At 27.6% G+C, this 21,674-nt stretch carries 11 protein-coding genes and 1 tRNA gene; 3 read left to right on the top strand and 9 right to left on the bottom strand.

What is annotated here, in order from left to right; translation table 4 throughout:
* Window positions 1-56 precede the first annotated feature (56 nt).
* Together MBIO_RS04895 and MBIO_RS03525 are read right to left on the bottom strand one after the other, a co-directional pair.
* Window positions 57-2,432 (bottom strand): YobI family P-loop NTPase, encoded by a 2,376-nt coding sequence (locus MBIO_RS04895; RefSeq protein ID WP_334198840.1) that lies wholly within the window; start codon window positions 2,430-2,432, stop codon window positions 57-59.
* Between the two features lie 33 nt (window positions 2,433-2,465).
* Window positions 2,466-2,732: a hypothetical protein gene (locus MBIO_RS03525; RefSeq protein ID WP_013527198.1), complete on the bottom strand. Its 267-nt coding sequence runs from the start codon at window positions 2,730-2,732 to the stop codon at window positions 2,466-2,468.
* A gap of 348 nt (window positions 2,733-3,080) precedes the next feature.
* Between MBIO_RS03525 and MBIO_RS03520 the strand changes: the two genes are divergently transcribed.
* On the top strand, window positions 3,081-4,922 hold the full coding sequence (locus MBIO_RS03520) for a ribonuclease J (RefSeq protein ID WP_013355055.1): 1,842 nt from the start codon (window positions 3,081-3,083) through the stop codon (window positions 4,920-4,922).
* Window positions 4,923-5,002: 80 nt separating this feature from the next.
* Here MBIO_RS03520 and MBIO_RS03515 read toward each other — a convergent pair.
* Together MBIO_RS03515 and MBIO_RS03510 are read right to left on the bottom strand one after the other, a co-directional pair.
* A tRNA-Lys gene (locus MBIO_RS03515) sits at window positions 5,003-5,078 on the bottom strand.
* 301 nt (window positions 5,079-5,379) lie between these two features.
* Window positions 5,380-5,766, bottom strand: a complete 387-nt coding sequence (locus MBIO_RS03510) for a hypothetical protein (protein ID WP_013355056.1) — start codon at window positions 5,764-5,766, stop codon at window positions 5,380-5,382.
* Between the two features lie 199 nt (window positions 5,767-5,965).
* Between MBIO_RS03510 and rplK the strand changes: the two genes are divergently transcribed.
* Window positions 5,966-6,568: a 50S ribosomal protein L11 gene (rplK, locus tag MBIO_RS03505; protein ID WP_013527199.1), complete on the top strand. Its 603-nt coding sequence runs from the start codon at window positions 5,966-5,968 to the stop codon at window positions 6,566-6,568.
* Complete coding sequence (gene rplA / locus MBIO_RS03500; protein WP_013355058.1) at window positions 6,568-7,263, top strand: 50S ribosomal protein L1; 696 nt, start codon at window positions 6,568-6,570, stop codon at window positions 7,261-7,263. The genes rplK and rplA overlap by 1 nt, the downstream gene beginning before the upstream one ends.
* Before the next feature lie 87 nt (window positions 7,264-7,350).
* Here the strand turns inward: rplA and MBIO_RS03495 are convergent, their stop codons facing one another.
* From MBIO_RS03495 to ftsH, 5 genes are all read right to left on the bottom strand, one after another.
* The gene (locus tag MBIO_RS03495) at window positions 7,351-9,165 is read right to left on the bottom strand and encodes an aminotransferase class V-fold PLP-dependent enzyme (RefSeq protein WP_041594242.1); all 1,815 of its coding nucleotides are present in this window, start codon (window positions 9,163-9,165) and stop codon (window positions 7,351-7,353) included.
* Between the two features lie 49 nt (window positions 9,166-9,214).
* Window positions 9,215-10,120 (bottom strand): phosphatidate cytidylyltransferase, encoded by a 906-nt coding sequence (locus MBIO_RS03490; RefSeq protein ID WP_013355060.1) that lies wholly within the window; start codon window positions 10,118-10,120, stop codon window positions 9,215-9,217.
* 121 nt (window positions 10,121-10,241) lie between these two features.
* A complete protein-coding gene (locus tag MBIO_RS03485) occupies window positions 10,242-11,327 on the bottom strand; it encodes an ABC transporter ATP-binding protein (RefSeq protein ID WP_041594241.1) in 1,086 nt (361 codons plus the stop codon).
* A gap of 1 nt (window position 11,328) precedes the next feature.
* Window positions 11,329-19,368: an ABC transporter permease gene (locus MBIO_RS03480; RefSeq protein ID WP_013355062.1), complete on the bottom strand. Its 8,040-nt coding sequence runs from the start codon at window positions 19,366-19,368 to the stop codon at window positions 11,329-11,331.
* A 207-nt stretch (window positions 19,369-19,575) separates the two neighbouring features.
* A complete protein-coding gene (gene ftsH, locus MBIO_RS03475) occupies window positions 19,576-21,669 on the bottom strand; it encodes an ATP-dependent zinc metalloprotease FtsH (protein WP_013527202.1) in 2,094 nt (697 codons plus the stop codon).
* Window positions 21,670-21,674 lie beyond the last annotated feature (5 nt).

Here is a 21,674-nt window from a genome sequence, read left to right as displayed (position 1 = left end):
TAATGAATAAAAATAGAACTGAGAGATTAAAACTCAGTTCTATTTTTTTACGAAAACTATTGTTTTATAGGATTATTAGGATTTTGTGGTTGTCTTTGAGCTACATTTATGTTTGTATAATTTTGGTTTGGATAATATGGGTTTTGTCTAGGAGGATATTGTGCAAATCTTGGATCAACATAGCCTTTATTTGGAAAGTTTTGATATTGGTTTGGATATTGAACATTTTGATACATATTTGGATTTACTTGGCGAAGTCTAGAAGTTTGTTGGTATTGATCTTGAGGTTTATTTAAATTGAATTTAGGTTGATTTGGTTGAGCTTGTTGTGCAGAAGGATTTTTAACTTCTTCAACTTTAATATTTTGTTCTTCAACTTTAGTTTCAGGAACAACTTCTTCCTTAATTTCTGTAATTGTTTCTTTTGCATCTTCTTCTATCTTTTGAGTTTCAACCTTTTGATTTTTCTTTTCTTCAATTTCAGCTTCTTCAAAGTTAGCCAAGTTTTCTAAATCAACAACTTTTTGAGCTTCTGCTTGTAATTGTTCAAGATTATCAACATTTTGAACTTCGACATTTAAGTCAACTTCTTTTTCGCCACCATTTTCATCATCATCTGAATTATCTAATTTGATTTCACTTGAAAGTTGATGACTATCATTCATGTAATATTGACAGTCTAAACCTAAGTATGATTCTTTGAATAATTGCTCAATTAATTCAAGATGTTCAATTTGATATTTCTCAGTAATTTCTTCTCTTGCTTTTTCAAAATTAATGATATTTTTATTAGATTCAACTTTGTTGTATTCATCTTGTGTGAAGTCCATTAAGATTTCTCTATTTATTACAACTTCTGAATTTTCTTTATTAGTTAATGTATCAACAATAGCATTTGCTACAAATTCTCTTGATCAGTAGAACGATTCAGTTAAATTCATATCTAAGTTTAATTGTGAACATAAATTAAAGGTTAATAAATATGCAAGTGATTTAACTGTAATTGCTTTACCATCTAATTTAATGTTGGCAAATACTTTTTCTTTGCTTTCATTTTCCACTATTTTAAATAATCTATTGTATTGTTGTTTTTTAATTGAATTAAGTTTGTATAATCAACCTTTTTCTTCTAATAGGTTGCTGTATTCATGTGAGAATAAGTTTTTGTAAATTAAGAATGCAAATAGTTTACTTCTATTGTTTTTCAATGCTTTACGAACATAAGTAATTAAATATCTACTTTCATTAGGTTTTTTTGTTTTAAAGAATATTTCAAGATCTGAATTATTTCTTAATAAATCTAATTGACTTTCAATGTAAGGATCAAAACCAATTTCTTGATAGTGAATTGAACAACCTGCATAAGCTAATTCTTGAGCTATCTTGTTGTTTTCACCTAATGTTTGTTTTAAAGCTTTGAATGCATTTAAAGCTAAATTGTTTTGATTTTTGATTTTGCTAAATACATTATTTTGCAATAAACTGTTTACATATTTAACAATTTCTTCAAATTTATTGTTGTAATCTTTTTTGAATTCTTCTGCAATATCATCACCCATTGTGTTAGTGCTTCTGAAGTTATGGATATCTGAGTACATATTAAAATCATTAATTAATACTTTGTTTAATTTAACGTCTTCAATTTGTTTTATTCAGCTTAATTCTTTAACACTTAAATTTGATTGTGATAACAATTTATTGATTTGTTCTTTTTTGTATTCTTTGCTAATTGGTAAAACAGTTAATGAAAAATCAAAAATATTACCTTTGTCTTCTAGTGATGCAAGTGTGTTGTCAATTACATAGAAGAATTTAATTGCTTTACATTTTTTAACATAGTATTTTGATGCATAAAATTTAGCAATTTGTTCTTTTTTATTTTCAAGTTTAGCTAAAATTTTTTCAATTCTTTTTTGTCTTCTTTTGTTTACAAGTGTGTTAATATCTTTAATTCTTTTGATTAATTGATAATCTTTAGATTCGCCTAAATCTTCTATAATCAAAGCATCTAAGCCAGATTTGTCAATTAAGTTAACAAGTTTTTCTTTATCTTCAATAACTACTATTTCTTTAGTTTCTTGAACTACTATATTTTTTGATTTTTTTAAGTCTAATAAATAGTTTCTACCATAATAAATAGCAATTGCTAAGAATCCAACTATCATTCCAAATAAAATAAATGCAACTGGTAAGAAGAATCCTAAATGGTTTAAATCAAATGATTTGCTTCAACCATGAGCAATAATTTTTCTTGCACTAAAGCTAAAAAATACTACTGATAATAAAATGAAAATACTTGTTAAAGCTGTTCATAATACAACATGTTTTACACTTGTTTTATTATTTGCTTGATTAACATTCTTTTTAGTAACTTGGCCTGAAATTTGATTAATGATTTCTGATTCTAATAATTCATTATTTGTGTTTGCTAATGAAACATTAGCTATATTAAAATCTTTTCTACTTTATTTATATGTTTCAATAACATTTTGATTTTGTCCATCTTGAGAACCTATAATAGCAATATTATTCACTTTGTCATTGTTGTTACTCATTGCAAAATCAAGTGATTTTTTATATAACTTGAAAGCATTAGAATTTTTCATGTCTTCAGTTGAATAAAGCTCTATAGTTTCAATAATATGTTCTTCATTTTGAACTTTATTTTGGATGTTTCCATTTCTAATACATTGGTGATTTGTAAAAGAAGAAGAATTATTATTTTGTGACATCACCACCTCCTTATATTAAGTAAAAAAATTATACCTTATTAATTGTATTAATAATTAAATTGAAAAATAATTTATATGCTTTTTTAAACAAAAATTATTCTAGTTTGTCCAAAAATTATAAATTTTTGACAAATAATACTATTTGATAAGACTATTGGCAGAATGTAAAATTTCAAATAATTTTTTTATACTTTTTAATAATAGTTTGCTTATTCTTTGGTATTATATTTACATAACTATTAATAGTAAACTGTATTGTATTTCTACATCTTTATAATAATCCTTCATAATAGAAGCATAAAGGTACTTTTAGCAGTTTTTTTAAACATTAAAAAAGGAGATCAAAACATGAATCCTACAAGATTAATACCTATTGGTGGAGTTCAAGAAATTGGTAAAGCTGCACTAATAGTTGAATACAAAAACCAAATATTTATTATTGATGCAGGTATCAAATTTGCTGATACAGCTTTAACTGGTATTAAAGGTATTATTCCTGACTATACATATTTGGCAGAAAGATATAAAAATATTGAAGGTCTTTTTATTACTCATGGTCACGAAGACCACATTGGTGGTGTTATTCATTTAATGAAACAAGTAGCAGTTAAAAAGATTTTTGCACCTAGAATTGCTATTCAATATTTGAAATTAAAATTCGATGAAAATAAAATTAAAAACAAGGTTGAATTTATTGAAATTGAAAAAAGTGCTGTACACACTTTTGGCGAATGTTCAGTAGATTTTTGAACAGCTCAACACTCAATCCCAGATGCTTTTGGTATTAGAATCAAAACTCCAAATGGTTCAATAATGTGTACCGGTGACTTTAGATTTGATTACAACCCTATTGGTGAAATTTATACTGATTTTGCTCGTTTAGATCAAATTGGAAAAGAAGGCCTAACTGTTCTTTTGTCAGACTCAACTAATGCTATGCGTCCTTTCCACTCGCCTAGTGAAAATGACATCTTAACAGATATTGAAAAATACATGCGTCAAGCTACAAGAAAAACTATTATTACAGCTTTTGCTTCAAACTTAACTAGAGTTACAGCAATTATTGAGTTAGCTGTTAAACTTGGCAAAAAAGTTGCAGCTTTTGGTCGTTCAATGGTTCAAGGAATCAAAATTGGACGTAAATTAGGTTACATTAAAGCGCCTGCAAGTGTTTTTGTTGATAAAAAAGATGTATCAAAAGTTCCTGACAAAGATCTTGTTATTCTTACAACAGGTTCACAAGGTGAACAATTGGCTGCTCTTTCAAGAATGTCTTATGGTAAACACCAAAGCGTAAAAATTGAAAAAGGTGACATGATTATCTTTTCATCAAGTCCAATTCCAGGGAATAGAATGGTTATTGAACTTTTAGTTAATAGACTTTCAAAACTTGGAGCTATTATTAAAGAAAATGGTGTTGATGGTTACTTGCATACCTCAGGTCATGCTTACAAACACGAACATGATAAAATTTTCCAACTTACTAAACCAAAATACTTTTTACCTTACCATGGTGAATTCAGAATGAGTATAGTTCATGGCCAAAGCGCTATTAGAAATGGAGTTAAACCAGAAAATATAATGATTCCTGAAATTGGTCGTGTTTACAACATGATTAATGAAGAAATTACACAAACAGATGAAAAAATAGATTGTGGTCCTATTTATATTGATGGACACACAACCTTGAATTTAAGTGCAAATATACTTAAGGAAAGAGCTAAATTAGCTGATAGCGGTTTTGTAAATATGATCCTAAATATTAACAAAAAAACTAATTCAATAGTTGGCCGTCCAAGTTTAATTAGTCGTGGGAGCTTCTATGTAAAAACTTCGCTTGAATTAGTTGAAGAAGCTAAAAGAATTGCTCATGGTGCTGCTCTTTTCTATATTAAAAATACACCTGATTGAAATATTGTAGATTTAAAACAATTGATTATTGATCGTCTTGAAAATCTTTTCTACAAAGAAAAAAGAAGAAGACCAATTGTTGTGGCAACTATTCTTTTTACAGATGAAGAAAATGAACCAGCATTTGCAACTTCTAAAATTAAATTTAATGTTAAGGGTACAAAAGAAGATGAGAAAAGCAAAAAAGCTACTGCTGCTCTTAAAGAAGCAAAATCAGAAATGTTTGGTGAAAACAGTGAAATGTCAGAAGACATTCATGATGAAGAAGACGAAGAATAATGATAAAAAAATTAGCAATTTGATTGTTGCTAATTTTTTAATAACACTATAAAACAGTGCTTTTGGTCAAATAAATGATTTGGTACACCGTGCAGGGTTCGAACCTGTGACCCGCTGGTTAAGAGCCAGCTGCTCTACCGACTGAGCTAACGGTGCTTAAGTGCATTTATTATATATCAATTGTTTTTTTCTCAAAATATTTTTACAAAAACAATGAGTAAAAAGTGCAATTTCAATAGAAATGAAAACAAATAAATATAAGATTTTTTGAATGGTGGATCTCACTTTTATAACATTTGTTGCTATTGAATAACTTAACATTTTTTGTCATACTATATAATTAGTTGCTTAAAGTAAGTATTCAAGAACAGTGCATTCATTTCATGACAGTTGTCAAATACTCTTTTGGTGACTTTTTTATAAAAAAGTTGAATAAAAAAATGCAATAATGCACTTTTTAAACTTCAATTGCTTCATTTTCTTCATCAACTAATTCATTAACAATAGAATCTCTTTTAGCAAGAATAATTCCTGCTACTACATAGAAAACAGGGACAAAGAAAATTCCTAAAATTGCTAAAACATAAATGTAACGATCTTTTTTAAGAAAACTTAATTTTGCTGCTTGAATTGAACCAACAACAATAAAAGAAATGCATAGAGCAAGAGTAATAACTAATAAAATAATGTTAGTAATTCCAGCCACATAATTGTTATTTGTCGCTTTTATTACTGCTTCTGGGATATTTTTTTGTAATCCAAAAAATGAGATAGTTAGTGTTAATAATAAAATTGCTGCTATAGCAATTGAAGTTAAAGTTGATTTAAAACTTTTTTTATTCATTTAGTTTCTCCTTATTATTTACAATAAAATTATACAAAATATTATTTCATTTCTAAAAGGTTAAATATGCAAAATTAATTGTTTTCATTTTTTAAACTTTTGTATATAATAAAAAAGCAATTATAAATAATTGCCTCTAACTAGTGGGAGAGAAAACAAAAAGTATCATTAGTACCACACTTATCGAAAGGATATTACAATGGCAAAATCAAAAGCTGATATTGTCCGTGTTCGTAAGCTACAATTCATCGCTGGCCAAGCCAAACCTGGTCCAGCTTTAGCTGGTGTTGGAATCAATATGCCTGATTTCACACGTGCTTTTAATGACGCAACACGTGATAGAGGTAATGAACCAGTTCCTGTTGAAATTACCGTTTACAAAGATAAATCATTTGACTACAAGTTATTTACAGCTCCAGCTTCGTACAAATTAAAGCAAGCTGCTAAATTAAACAAAGGTAGTTCAAACTCAAAAACAACAATTGCTGCTACTATTACAAAAGAACAATTGAGAGAAATTGCTGAATACAAATTACCAGACTTAAACAAAAATGATGTTGAAGCTGCTATGAGAACTATTGCTGGAACAGCAAGACAAATGGGTATTATTATCGAAGGATTTGATAACGTTGCTGCTAAAAAAGCTGCTGCTGCTAAAGCTGCAAAAGACAACGCAGCTGCTGCAGCTAAAGAAGCCGCTTTAGATGAAGCTCAAAACGAACTAAAAGAATCTAAAGGTAAAACCATTGATGTTAAAACAATTTCAGACGAAAAAGCTGCTGCTAAAGAAGGAGAAGAATAATGTCTCTTAAAGGTGGAAAGAAAATAAGAAATGCTCGTGAATCATTTGACAAAACAGTTGCATATGATTTAAAAGAAGCATTAGAAATTGTTAAAAGAACATCATTTACAAAATTTGTTCCTACAGTAGAATTAGTATTCAAATTAAACCTTGACGTTAGAAAAGCTGACCAACAATTGCGTGGATCAGTATTGTTGCCTAACGGTACAGGTAAAAGCGTTCGTGTATTAGTTGTTTCAAACAATCCAGCAATTCAAAAATCATCAAAAGCTGCTGGTGCAGACATCGTTGTTGATGGTCCAGCACTTGAACAAAAAATTAAAGAAGACGAATTTGACTTTGATGTTATGGTTGCTGACCCTTCAATGATGCCTTTATTAGGTAAATATGGTAAAAAACTTGGACCTAAAGGTTTAATGCCAAACCCTAAAACAGGTACAGTTACACCTACTCCTGATAAAACAGTTGCTGAACTTAAAAAAGGTAAAGCTAACTACCGTACAGATAAAGCAGGTATTGTACATACAATCATTGGTAAATTAAATATGACAACAGACCAATTAGCAGAAAATGCTCAAACAATCATTAATTTAATTAAAAAACTTAAACCAGCTACAGTTAAAGGTGCTTACATGCAAAACTTAGTTGTAACATCAACAATGGGTCCTGGTGTTAAAGTTAAAATTGAAAAATAATCCAAACAATTAAACTTCCTATTTAGGAAGTTTTTTGTATAAAAAAATAAGCCAAACTTTGACTTATTTTATTGTTTTATAGTGCTTTTAATCAATTTTAATCTTTAAAGTTTCCTTAATTACTTTAACAAGTTTTTTAGCTTTTTCCATGTCTATAGTATTAGGAATTCCAATTCTGACTTGTTTACTTCTTCTATTTCCACGACCTAATTCAAAATAAATATTGTGATTATATTCAATTTTATTTCTTAACTTAATTGCATCAACACCTTCTGGAACATTTAAAACTAAAAGTCCAATAGTTATATTCTTTTTAGGAACTACATCCTTAAATCCAATAGCAATTAATTCTTTTTTAATGTAGTCATATATTTTGAGTTTATTATTTCTTATATTCTTAAATGTTTGGTTTTTGATAACTTTCATTGCAGCATTCAAAGCTAATAAAATACCTGAAGCTTGAGTATAAGGAGTTGATTTTTCTCTTTCATAAAAATTAATATAAGCTGATAAATCAAAATAGAATTTAAAGTTTTTATTTGCTTTAACTACTTGTTGAGCTCTTTTAGATAAAACAACACAACTTAAACCAGGCATTACACAAAATGCTTTTCCGCTTGTTGCTATAGCAACATCTAAACCTCAATTATCAAACTCAACATTTTCATGAATAAATGAACTAACTGTATCCACAATAAATAATGTATCTTTAGCATATTTTTTAACTACTTTTGAAATAGCTTCAATATCATTTAAAACACCTGTTGATGTTTCATGATGAGTACAGAAGAATGCATCATATTTATTTTCTTTAAGTTTATTTTCTATATCTTTTACTTTGAATGCTTCACCATCTTCATAATGAATAACATCAAGATTATTAGCTCCAATTAATCTTTCTAAAATTATTTGGAATCTTTTACCAAAGTCACCTGCTTCAACCAATAAAACTTTGTTTTCAGGACTAATAAGGTTAACAACAACTGCTTCCATAGCCCCAGTTGCTGAACATGTAATAAATAATGGAAGTGCTTCTTTAGTTCTAAAGAATTCTTTAATTAAATTAGTTGATTCTTCCATGTAGTGTTTGAACAACTCACTTCTATGATGCAACACTGACTCAGATAAAATCTCAGAAACTTCTGGATAATTATTAATAGGACCTGGTGTAAATAATAAAGTAGAAGCGTGGTTTGCATAATGATGATCAATATTAATTAAGTCTTGAAAATTGTCAAGTTCTTTAATCAAATTTGAAGAAATTGCTTCCAATCTCATTTTGTTTTCTAAAGTTCATAAAAATGTTTCAAAATATTGTTGCTTATTTCCTTGTTGATTAAATCATGCATCAACTTTTTCTTTTGCTTCATTAGCTAATTTTTTATTTAAATATAAAATACCAATTCAGATATTTTGATTATATGCATCTTTTTCATTGTGATGTTTAACTACATATCCTTTATTATTTGTATCAAAAACTCATTCCGATTTGTGTTTTGTACATTTTTCAGTAAAACAAATTGAATCTTCAGAGTTTTCAATTATTTTAATTATTTCTGGAAAAATATTTTTTTCAATATACAAATCACCTTCAATATATAAAGTGTCTCCAAATGCATTTTTGGAAACAACATAAGAATAAATGTTGTTTGCTTCATCATATAAATCATTTTCAATTAATTTGACATTATATTTTTCTTTAATTAAATTAAATTGGTCTTTCATATAACCAACAACCACAGTGATGTCATTAATGCCTATTTCTTGTAAATGCTTTATGTTTCTTTCAATCATTGATTCATCATTTACAGTTATTAATGGTTTAGGAACATAATGAGTTAATGGGGTCATTCTAGTCCCCTTACCTGCTGCAAAAATAACAGCATTTCTAACTTTTGCCATAATTACCTCCAAACATTTATTAAATTATATATTTAAAATAAAAATTGATTTATATAAATATAACAAACAACAAAAGAAAAGTTAATCCTCCTAAAGCAACACTATCAAAACGATCTAAAATACCACCATGACTTATTAAAATTTTTGAATAATCTTTTATCGCATTTATTCTTTTAACATATGAAAAGTATAAATCACCTAATATCGAAAAGAAAGGCATTAAAACAGCAATTGATATTTGTGCTTCTAATTTTCCATAGAATAAATTAAGCCCTAATATTAATGCTAATCCAATTCCAATTCCACCAATTAAAGCAAAAATAAAACCTTCTCAAGTTTTTTTAGGTGAAACATTTGGAGCAAATGATTGTTTGATTCATTTTTTGCCTGCTAATGTTCCTCCAACAAAACCAAAGATATCACAAGTAGAAGGAATAACAAATAATAGGATGGTATATCTTCAATCAAGTATAATGGTTATTTGAATCAATTTTGAAGTGTTGACTATTACGTATAGAGAAATAAACATTAGTATTCCTCTAACCAAACGATCTTCAAAACTCATATTATTTCTTGTTATATATTCAATAATAATAAAAGCAACAGAAATCATTAATAAAACAACTGGTGTAAATCATTCTTTTGCTATTTCTTGAATAAAACTAGGATGAAATTCTAAAGGATGAGAAACAAAAATAAACTCAGTAAAGTTATTAACCGGTAAAACTACAGTAGGTAGTATAAGCATAATAAAAATAGCAATAACATATCATTTTAAATGATTAGCTTTGAAATATTCATAGCATAGTATTCCTATCCCAATAGCAGTAAAAATATATGAAACTATTCTAGCTTCATAATGATTTTTTCCAAAAATTGCTAAAGGTACCATTCAACTTAGCAATACTACTACGAAAATAAAAGCAGGTAGTATTCTTGATTTAAAAAATTTCATGTTAATAATTATACATTTTTTTAAAATAAAAAAATATTAAAAGTTTGTATGAAATATTCCTTTTTTATAGTCATTTTGGTCAAAAAATATCCTTTGCATTAAGCAAAGAATATCTAAATTATTATTTTTCTTTAAAAAGTTCAATATCATCAGGGTGAATTGGTTTTTGATTAACTTCAACTTTTGCAATTCTTCCTTTAACAACATGAATAATTCTATCAGCCATTTGCGCCATAACTGGGTTATGACTAACCATAACAACTGTAGCGCCTGTTTCTTTATTAATATTGTAAAGAAATCTTAAAACTATTTTTGTTGTTGCTTCATCAAGAGCACCAGTAGGTTCATCAGCAAAAATGATATCTGCATTTTTAGCTAAGGCTCTCATAATTGAAACACGTTGTTGTTGACCACCAGACATTTGAGCAGGGAATTTTGATATTTCTTCATCCATTTCAAATTTCTTAAATAACTCAACAACATCAACTTTTTTAGCAGGATTTTTTTGTAAGTAAGCTCCCGTTTGAACATTGTCAAAAGCATTTAAGTTTGCTAACAAGTTATAGTTTTGGAAAATGAAACTAACATGTTTTCTTCTAAATAGAGTTAATTGACTATCAGACATATAAGGAAGATTATTATCGCAAGCAATAACTTGTCCTTTTGAAGGTCTATCAAGTCCTGAAATAAGGTTTAGAAGTGTACTTTTACCACCACCACTAACACCATAAATAAGCATTAGCTCACCTTTTTTAATTTCAATTGAAACATCTTTTAAAACTCTTGTAACAATATTACCATTAACATAATATTTGCTAACGTTCTTAACTTCAATAACATTACCTTCTTCATTTTTTAGGTTTTCATTGCCATCTTTTTTTATTTTTTTCTTAGCTAACTTAGTCAATAATTTTCGAACTTTTTTAGGAACAATAATATTCTTTTTAGAACTATCTCTGTCTAAAAGCTCAAAAACATTGCCTTTAGTAATTTTGATATTTTTGTCAATTTCTAATTCAGCGACTTGTTCTTCAAGAAGTTTTTCTTCTTCAATAATAGCTTGTAAAAGACCAGTTTCTTCTTTTTTATTTTTTTCTCTTTCAGCCTTTTTTGCAGACTTTTTGGTCATTTTTTTGGCTGTTGATTTTTTAGTAGAAGTTTGATCTTTTTTAACTTTTTTTTCTTTGTTTTCTAATTCTTCAGACACACTATTTTCCTTTCAATAAATCTACTGGTTTCATTTTACTAATACTAATTCAGGTAGCAAATGATGTAATAATAAATATTCCAAAAATTACTAAAGCTGTTAAGAATATATGTAGTGGCGTAAGCACTAATGGCAAGGCAATTGACGAGGAGGCCAGCAAGAACTTGTTAAATGCAAATATCATCAGTATTACTATTGGTATCGCCAGAGCGATGGCCAGAACTATAAATGGAATAAAGACACTGAAGAACATACTAATTTTTTCTTTTTGTGTATATCCAAGAATAGATCAAATAGCAATGTTTTTCTCATTTTCACTAATCATAATTGTTGACATAATAATAAGAATAACAAGTGAAATTATGAAACTAATTGCAATAATTGCAATACTAATTGTTCCTATAGTAGAACCAATTTGGGTTGTAAATCCAGCTTCTATATCTTTTGAATCAATACTTGTACCTAAAGCAATATAATGTTTAGAATCATACAATTTAGCATAATTTTCTATTGCGTTTTTAGGCGCATTTTTAATTTGATCATATTTAGCTTTATTAAATGTTAATTCAGTTGAATCTAATAAATTCATAATTTGATCTTTTGTTAGATTCAATCTGGTTTTTAATATTCCAGTATCTGGATTATAAATTTGTTCAAACATTGATTTAAGTGTGTTGTCATCGATACCGCTTAAATCAAAACCATCATATCCCGATCAATAACCACTTAATGAATAAAGCGAAGTTGAATCAAGAACTTGGCTAGGCGCTGGACTATTTGTCATAACACCATTGAAGGCTTTAAATCCAACAACATTTGGAAGTTTGTCTAAGCCAACTAATTTATTAGCTGCATCAACTGTTGTTATTAATTCATTATTAATGTATGTAGGGTTAATACCAACAACTTTAAATGTTACTTTTGGATTTTTTAAGTCAACATTACTTCTTAATGATTTATCTATTTTTGACAACACTTTGTTTGCATAACGTTTTGTATGGTTAAGAACTTCAAATTGGACTAAATCGCCTATATTAATGTTATATTTCTTCGAAGTAACTTCATTTACAACCAAAGGATAAATGTTGTTTTTGACTTTATAGTTATATAAATCATTGTATAAATTATTACCATTTTTATCTACAAGTTTTATGTATTTACTATCTTTTTGATAACCATAAATTTTGAAGTTATTATCTTTGTTTGCAACTTTTACATAAGTATAAGTTTCATCATGATTTGGGTCAATATAAACACCACCAAAACTAATAAAGTAATCTTGAATAGTTGGACCACTTAAATCACTTTTATCAGTTAATCAGTAATCAGATAAATTGGTTGGTTTCTTTTCTTTAGGTTTAATTAAACTTGGATTTTCTTTTTCGGCTTTAATTTTTTGAGCAATTTTAGTATAACCATTGATTAAGAGTGTTCTAAATTCATCACGATATTTATCGGTTGTTATATTTACCATTTGATAATTTGCATTATCTTTATCTCAGTAAGCATATTTGAAACTACCTTGTTTTTCATATGGTGAATGATAGTATTTAAAGAAGCTTAATTTTTCCTTATTAGCCTTATTTACTAAGCTTAAAGCATAAGTATTAGGATCTACAAAGAATTCTTTATCTTTGTCTTCTTGAGTTCTTTCTAACTCATAACCAACACGGTCTCTTATCTTATCAATTTTAGCTTTTTGAGTATCTGGCATACCATTGTAAGCTACTTGTCAAGGGTCAGCGGCTACACCAGCTGCAACAGTAACATTAACTGAGAATTGGCTTAAGATATGTGAGTCTAAATCTTGAGGACTACCATTTTTAGTTCCTTTATTAAGCACACTAGAAGCACCAGGTTTAAAGTAATCTCCTATTTCTCTGTTACCTTCATTTATATCACCAAGAGGAGTATAAATGTTGTTATATAAATTATCAGGATTAAATGGTTTGAATGCTCCACCTTCAACTGTTGGACTTTCTAAATCAACTTTAAATGTATAACTTCTATTTTTATAAGTATCATTAATAGTTCTATTAAAGACGTTTGTATTGGCTACACCAAATAAGGTTGCGATACCTGTTAACATAACACTGACTGTAAATGAAATTAGTTTTCAAAAACTTGTAAATGCCAATGTAAATGAGAAACGTTTTTTAACATTAAATTTCTTAGTTGCTTTTTGATAAGTTTTGAATAATTTTGATTGAGGTATTTCATTAACTCCACTAATTAAGTCTATAGCTTTATGTCTTAAAGCAAATAATGAAACTATAAAGATCAATAAGCTCATTCCAATAAATGGTAAGAAGACAGTGAAGAATAATGTAAAGAAGTTAAATGAAATCGTTTGTTTTGGCAGTGTCCAATAACTACTAAAGATGTTCATAACCATCAGTTGTAGTTTATAACCAATTACATAACCTAAGATTCCACCAATAACTGATGTAACTAAAGCAAACACTGTAAAGCTTAGTGATATTTGTCATGGACGATAACCTTGGGCCACTAAAATACCAATAACTTTGTTTTTATTTGAAATATATCTCTTAATAATAAAGATAGTTGAAATAGCCACAAGTGTAACGAATACTGAAACTAAGGCAATAGTAGCTGATGAAACAGCTTTAATAATTCCTTGAACAGTTGTTATTCTAAGAGACCTTTCAGGGTTAATTGGATCAATTTCATTTGCTAAGAAAACTCTTTGAAGTTTGTTACTGTCTGCAATTGAGTTATCTATTATTTTAGTAATGAATTTTTTAAGTTCATTATTATTCATACCAGTTGCTGCTGAGTTTTTAACTAAAAGAGTTTTCTTAATAACATTTCCAATGTAACCTGAGTGAATTCTGTCAAAACCATATTTGTTAACATAAACTAAGGATTGGTTTTGTGTATTAACTTGTAAGTTATTTTCATCAATAACTGGGTACATATAGTCGACTGTAGTTTCTTGACCAATAATAATAAATTTGGTTCCATTAACATTTAAAATGAATTTTTCATCTAATTTATCTAATAATGATAATAGTTCAATAGGATCACTTGGAATTTTACCTGTATAAATTGCTTTATTATTTTTTGCTAAGTATGCATAGTTAACTTTAGCTAAGTAACTATTTGAATTTGAGAACACAATGTCCTTCATTTCTTTAGGTTCAACTATCGTGTTCATTGCTTCATTAACAAATTTAATAAAATCAATTCCAAATAATGAAGAGCTTGTATCTTTTAATTTATCAAATGTAGCTCCATCCATTACTAATGTTTGTTCGTCATCTAAGTCAAGAGGAATTAGTGAGGTATCTTTTTTGCTAAATGCAGTTCCTAACATGTTAGTTAAGGCATAAAATTTGTCTTCGCCTTTTCTAACAATTTTTTCGAAATCATCTATTTTATTGAGCAATAAGTATTGTAAGTTAGCTTTAACTAAACTAGCATTTGTTTTTTGACTTGCTAAATAAGATAATGTAATTTCAGGGAAAGTAAATCTTAAAATAGGATTGACTAAGGCTTCACTTAAACCAAAAATTTGTAATGGTACATTAAGATTTAATGAAGACATAATGATTTGAGCTTGGTCTTTAATGTCATAAAAATCTTTGCTTAATAAATAATTGTTCAAGAATTTTTGAATTATTCCTAAATAAATACCATCAGGATATTCAGAAGAATTACTGTAAAGTTTGCTTGCTGTAATATAACCTAATTGTTGTAATATTAATAATTTATTATTTTGAATTCATTTTCTATATATTTCATTTTTAGCAGCAAATTGTTCAACTTTGTCATTTAAGAATTTGCCATTAACATCATAAGCAAATAAGTTTGATTTTTCGGGATTTTCAAGTAATTCTAATAATCCATAGTTAGTTACACCAGCAAAAGGTATATTGTCATTTGTTGACATTTTTTTGTTAATGTCAAATATTTCAGGTTCCAATGCTAATGCAATTAAATCTTTAACAAATCTTTTTGCTTCTTCATGATTTGCATATTTATTCATAAACATTTGAATTCATGGATTATAAATTGAAAATGTTTGAGCTCCTAATGCATATTCATTTTGAACAACTGGAGTTGTTAATGAAGATAATAATTTTTTAATTAATGATCAAGTCCCGTTGTTTTCAAAATTTTTTAAATCATTTAATAAATCACTACCTGTTTTATTAGCATCATTACTTATATATGAAGTTCCACCTTTTGTTTGTTTTATGAACCTTAATATTTTATTAATTTTTTCTAATATGACTGTTTTATAGGTTTTTGTGACAAATAAACCATATTGTTTAAGTAATCTTTTTTGAGGTTCTTTTAAGTAATCTAAATTAATTTGAGTGCCTTCCTCTTTAAGACTTTCAATTGATGATTTAAGTGCTAAGAAGTCATGTTCAATTTTGTAGTTATTGAATTCATTAGCTTCTGTATTTGATAAACCTGAAGCAAAAATTTTTAAGAAATCAAAGAAACCTACTTTTGTGTCGTCATTATCTGGAACATAAATTTTTACACTACTATTAGGTAGTTCTATTTCTTTATATTTGTCAGACAAATTGAACATTTTGATTAAGTTTTCTTTAAATGCTCTATTTGATCCAGGCATACCAAACATAGATCTTAAGAATGATATAATTCCATCTTTTGGACTTATTGCATTTAAAACAACTGAAAAGACTTTTTCTTCATCTTTGTTTAAGTCTGGATTAAATTTAACTACTTTGTAATCAATATAATGTGTTGTTATTGTTTGATTTAATTCACGAGCCAGAATATTAAAATCAATATTTGATAGAATATTAATTAAGCCTTGTTTTACATTAGAATAAGGATTTGTTGGATCGCTATTCATTTTTTTAATAATAGGTTTTAAACCACTAATTAATGAAGGATTCATTTTAATTAATAAATTGTAAAGTAAACTATCACTATTATCTAAATTAATTGAAGCAGCTATATCTAAATTATCAACTAATAATTTAAGACCTTCTTTTAATGTTTTTTGGTCTAATGAATTGAATAATCATTTGATTAATAAACCTGATGAAAGTTTTTGAGTGTATGTTTTACCATTATGAACTACTTTTTTATCACTTTCATTTTTATATCATTCATGCGAGTATTCACTAAATTTTTTAAAATCTATTGAATCAATTATTTTTCAAATTGCATTAATAAATATTTTTGGATCATTTGAAACATTAACTAATGATTCTGCACTTAAGTATTGGTTTAAATCAATAGAAGCTAAATCTTGTAGTAATTTGTATAAGTTATTTACTTCAGCTGCTAAATAAGCTTTTTGTTCAACTAAAGTTGATTTAGAAGCTATTTTAGCTTTTGCTTGTTCTAGAATGCTAAAGAATAGTGATTTGAGAACATCACCACCTTCATAATGACTTAACTCATAAACAAAGTCAAACATTAATTTAGGTAATATTTTCTTGTTCATTTTGCCAGTAGCAAACACTGAAGCAAAGTTGTTATCATTTAACACTTTTTTCATAACTTTTGTTAATTGATAAACTTGCTCAGGTGTAATAAATTGTTGTTTAACTAAATCAAAATTTAATAAATATTTTTCAATTGCATTAGCTAAATAATCAATTTTTCCATGATTTAAAACATCATAAATTAATTGAGATTTTGGACTTAAAAAAAGCATTGGGATATATGAAACATTTTGGAAAGTAGAGTCTTGTTTTACTCAACCATTACCACTTGTTTTAATAAATTTGGTTGCAATAGTTAATTGATATTTTTCCATTCATTTTGACAAAAGACCCTTATCCATACCATTTTGTGGCATTTTTTCTGTATAAACAACTTCTCATGTCTCAGGGCTTACATATTTATTGTTTACATCTTTTTGTCTTCTAACGATTTTGTATTTGCTTCCAAAAAATGCAACACCAAGATTAGTTAAATTATAATCTGGAGTTTTCGAACCATCTTTATTTTGATCGTGTGGAATAAATTGAGTTAAAGGAACAATTTTTGCATTTTTTGTTTCTTTTAATTCACCTGTTTTTTGGTTGTAGTCAATTAATTTTCCAAAATGATATGCAGGTCTAATATACTCAGGATTAGGATATAAGTTACGTCCAATTGATTGTAAAACTAAAGAAGAAACATAAGGTGTAAGTTGATGAGTTTTATAAATGTTGTTCTGGTTTTCGGTTGCTTTATTTAAAATTGAAGGATCATAATATTCATCATATAATTTACCAACATTTAATTTAACACCATCAACTACATAATTCTCATCACCTGTATTAATAAAGTGGAAAACATTTTGTTTTCCTGTTTCCTCATTAATTCCATCAACAGTTAAAGTTTTACGAAGTCCGATATTATCTTGTTTAACTTTTGCTACAATTAAATCAATGATTTTTCTTTTTGTTGATTCATAAGCTTCATTTTTAATAATTGCAAATCTTTCAGATTTAATGTTTTCATTGTTAATTTCATCTAAAAATCTAACTTTATCTTTTAAGAATTGTGATTCTTTTTCAATTTTATTAATTGTTCTAGGAGTGTCTTTTCCAATTAAATATTTTTGACCATCTGGTCTAATTCTTGAATCTTTTGTATATAACTCTAATTGAGTTGTTTCAAAATAATTAAAACTTGAGCCTAATGGAATAACCGATTCTTTTGTAATTTTGTTACTTAAATCTAATGTTTTGTCACTTTTGTATGGGGTAACTATATTCTTTTTACTTTTTCTTCAATATGAAAAAGTTGTTAATTTATCTAACATTTTTTTGTTTTCTGGATTTGTTTTTGAAGACTCAATTAAGTCTTCCATAAATGTTTTGAAAGCACCTAATCATTTATCTTTTGATTTATCTTTATCAACAAAACTTGTGTAGTAGTTTCATCTTAAAAAACGAACTATGTTTTCTTCTTTAGCAATTCATTCAATTGGTAAAGTAAATTTATTATTTTTGTTTAAAGATAATTTCTTTTGAGCTTTTATTGCTTTAGGGTTGGCTGCAAAAACATCTTCAAGATTTCAGTCAGGTTTTAAATTTAAGTTTTCATTTATTTCAGCTCAACTTGGATTATATTTAATAAATTTATCTAAATTGGTTGTTTTATCTTTTTGTTTAAAAAGTAAGCCATTTGGAGTACTGCCATCAAATGAAGTAGGTTCAAAATTAAATAATGCAGCAAGTTGTTTAGGTTCTATTTCAATACCTTTTTCTTGGTTAATTCAACTTTTACCTTTTGAATAGTCTGCTGTTATTTCCTTTGTGTCAGTATTAATAAATAATGAACTTAATTGAGTTGCATAAATTTCATTATTGTTGATAGTTAAATTCATTAAATTACCTATTTTATAGGTTTTATCGAAATGAACAATGTTAGTTCTTTCAAGTTTCTTTTCAAGAAAAACTTGTTCATAAGTATCGCCTTTCTTTTCATAAATATTCAAGAAACGGTTTTTTTGTTTTAGTTCAAAAGTTAAATTATTTATGTCTTTTAAATCAAAAACAATGTCTGGGTTTTTATTATTTTCAATGTTTTGTTCAGCTTTATAAATTGAGTAAAGATTTAATAAGTCATCTTTTTTAAAGTAATAACTATTTACCGAAGGGTCAATATTACCTATTTTATTAAATGGCAAATATTCTCTTTTATCATTGCCAAAAAATAAAACATTTCTTGTAAAGTCTTCATATTCTTTTTTAGTTGAATCGGGCAATGAAGAAGCTTTTACACTTTGATAATCAATTTGATATTCAATTGGTGTATAGTCTTTATTTGTCCCTTTGAAATCATCTGATTTTTCACCATTAATGTAGTAACCTTGATTATATGCACTACCTTGTGTTGGTAAATTTAAGTCAACATTGATATCTTGCAATTTTGATACATGTTTATAATCATTAAAACCATTAACCATTGAAGAGCTAACGTTTGATAGCAAGGTAAAAATTGCTGAAGTTAAAAAAACTAAAATGCTTAGTCCAGCAACTATAACTTTATTTTTAGAGAGAGATTTAAAAACTTCTTTGAATAATCTTCACATACTTTCTCCTAATAATTAATATGTATTATTATAATAAAAAATATTTAATATTAAAGATTTAATTTTTTATAGAAAATTACAAAAATTAATTTTTGTAAAAATTATTAATCAATAGATTATGTTTCTATTTTTAGAATTATCTTTTTTATAGGATTTTTAGTCAAAATTTCAAATAAAAACTTGCTCTTTTAAAGCAAGTAATTATGATTATTTTTTAGAATTATCTTTTTTTGTTTCAGCTTTTGAATCTTCTAATTTTTTGTCATCTTTGTGTTCATTGATAAGCTCATCTAAAGTATAAACTTTGGTTTTGATTTTGTCAGCTTCTCTTTTTGGAGGAAGTTTCATATTCTTTTCAATGTATTCAATTTCTTCAGCAACAATTGTTTCATTTTCAAGTAAAGCTGTCTTGATTAATTCAAGAAGTTGTCTGTTTTCTTTAATGATTTTAGCGGCATTCTTTTCTGCTTCTGTCATTATTCTTCTAACTTCAAGATCAATTTCGTGGGCTACTTGAGAACTAAATGAAGCACTTTTTAGATAATCACGGCCTAAGAATGGAGAGCTTTCATCTTTTTCATATTGAATAGGGCCAAGTTGTGACATACCAAATTCAGTTACCATTCTACGAGCAATTTTGGTTGCTTTAGAAATATCATCACTAGCGCCTGTAGAAACATTGTCTTTTCCATAAATTAATTCTTCAGATGCACGACCACCCATAAATCCAGTAATCATTGCAATCAATTCTTGTTTTGTTGCATTATATTTTTCTTCTTCGGGTGTCATTAAGTTGTAACCACCGGCATTTCCACGAGGAATAATGGTAATTTTTTGAACTTTGTTTCCACCTTTAACTTTTAATCCAACAACAGCATGACCGGCTTCGTGGTAAGCAACCATTGTAAGTTCTTCTTTAGTAATAACTCTATTTTTCTTAGCAGGTCCAGCCATAACTCTATCGATACCTTCATCAATATCTTCACGTCTAATAACGTCTGAGTTAGCTCTAACTGCTAATAATGAGGCTTCATTAATAACATTTTCAAGTTGAGCGCCAGAAAATCCTGGAGTTCTTTTTGCAACTTGATCAAGTTTAATTTCAGGTGATAATCTTTTACCTTTAGCATGCAATTCTAAAATTTCTTCACGTTCTTTAACATCAGGTAATCCAACTGTAATTGTTCTGTCAAAACGACCTGGACGAGTTAAAGCAGGGTCTAAAACGTCTGTACGGTTAGTTGCTGCAAAAATTAATATTCCATTATTTTGAGTCATACCATCCATTTCAACAAGAAGTTCGTTAAGTGTTTGTTCACGTTCATCATGACCTCCGCCTAAACCAGCTCCACGGGTACGACCAATAGCATCTAATTCATCAATAAAGATAATAGCTGGAGCATTTTTACGAGCTTCTGCAAAAACAGTTCTAACTCTTTTAGCACCTAAACCAACATACATTTCAACAAAGTTTGAAGCTGAAATAAAGTAGAAAGGTACATTTGCTTCACCTGCTGTAGCTTTAGCTAACAATGTTTTACCTGTCCCTGTAGGGCCTCCAAGTAAAATACCATGTGGCATTCTAGCACCAGCAAGTGCATATTTTTTAGGATTTTTAAGATAATCAACAATTTCTTCAATTTCTTCAATTGCTTCTTTGTTACCTGCAACATCTTTAAATGTTTTATCTGATTTGACTTTTCTTGCAGGATTCTTTACATCTCCAATTGCACCCATCATACTCATATTTTTTTTCATCAAGTATCTGTAAAGGAAAAATAATAAAAGAATAGTAATAAATGTTGGAATTAATGAAGTAAGTAAACTTCTTAATAATGAAGGTTGTCCATCGGGAATAGGTTTAGCTAAGTAAGATCCACCTTTTGTTAGGACAAAAGTTTTTAAGAATTCAAAAAAAGTTAATCCTTTAAAACCAGCTTTATTACCTAAGACATTGGCTAATCCTTCTCCAATAATTTCATTAGTTGAAGATCATGATGCTGCATTAGATCTTCCAATTTGAGCAATTCTTTCAACTAATATGCGGTTACCTTTTAAGTCTAAACCAGCATATACATATTTTGCAGTTCCATAATACGAGTCAAACTCTATACTTGCAAAATAAACATCATCTGATTGACTAGCTGAAGCAGCTTTTAAATCATTCATAAATTGATTTAAGTCAACAATTTGAGGCTTAGGTCCAAATCTTTTAAACAAATAATATGAAACGATTGATAAAGCTAAGAATGACAATACTGTAATTAAAATAATTGACAGTATGCTTGGTTTTTTTTGCATAAATG

Origin of the sequence: Mycoplasmopsis fermentans PG18 (assembly GCF_000209735.1) — a bacterium.
GTDB classification, from domain to species: Bacteria; Bacillota_I; Bacilli_A; order Mycoplasmatales; family Metamycoplasmataceae; genus Mycoplasmopsis; species Mycoplasmopsis fermentans.
Note: the sequence above shows the minus strand (reverse complement) of the source record. Positions and strands in the feature narration are given on the sequence as shown.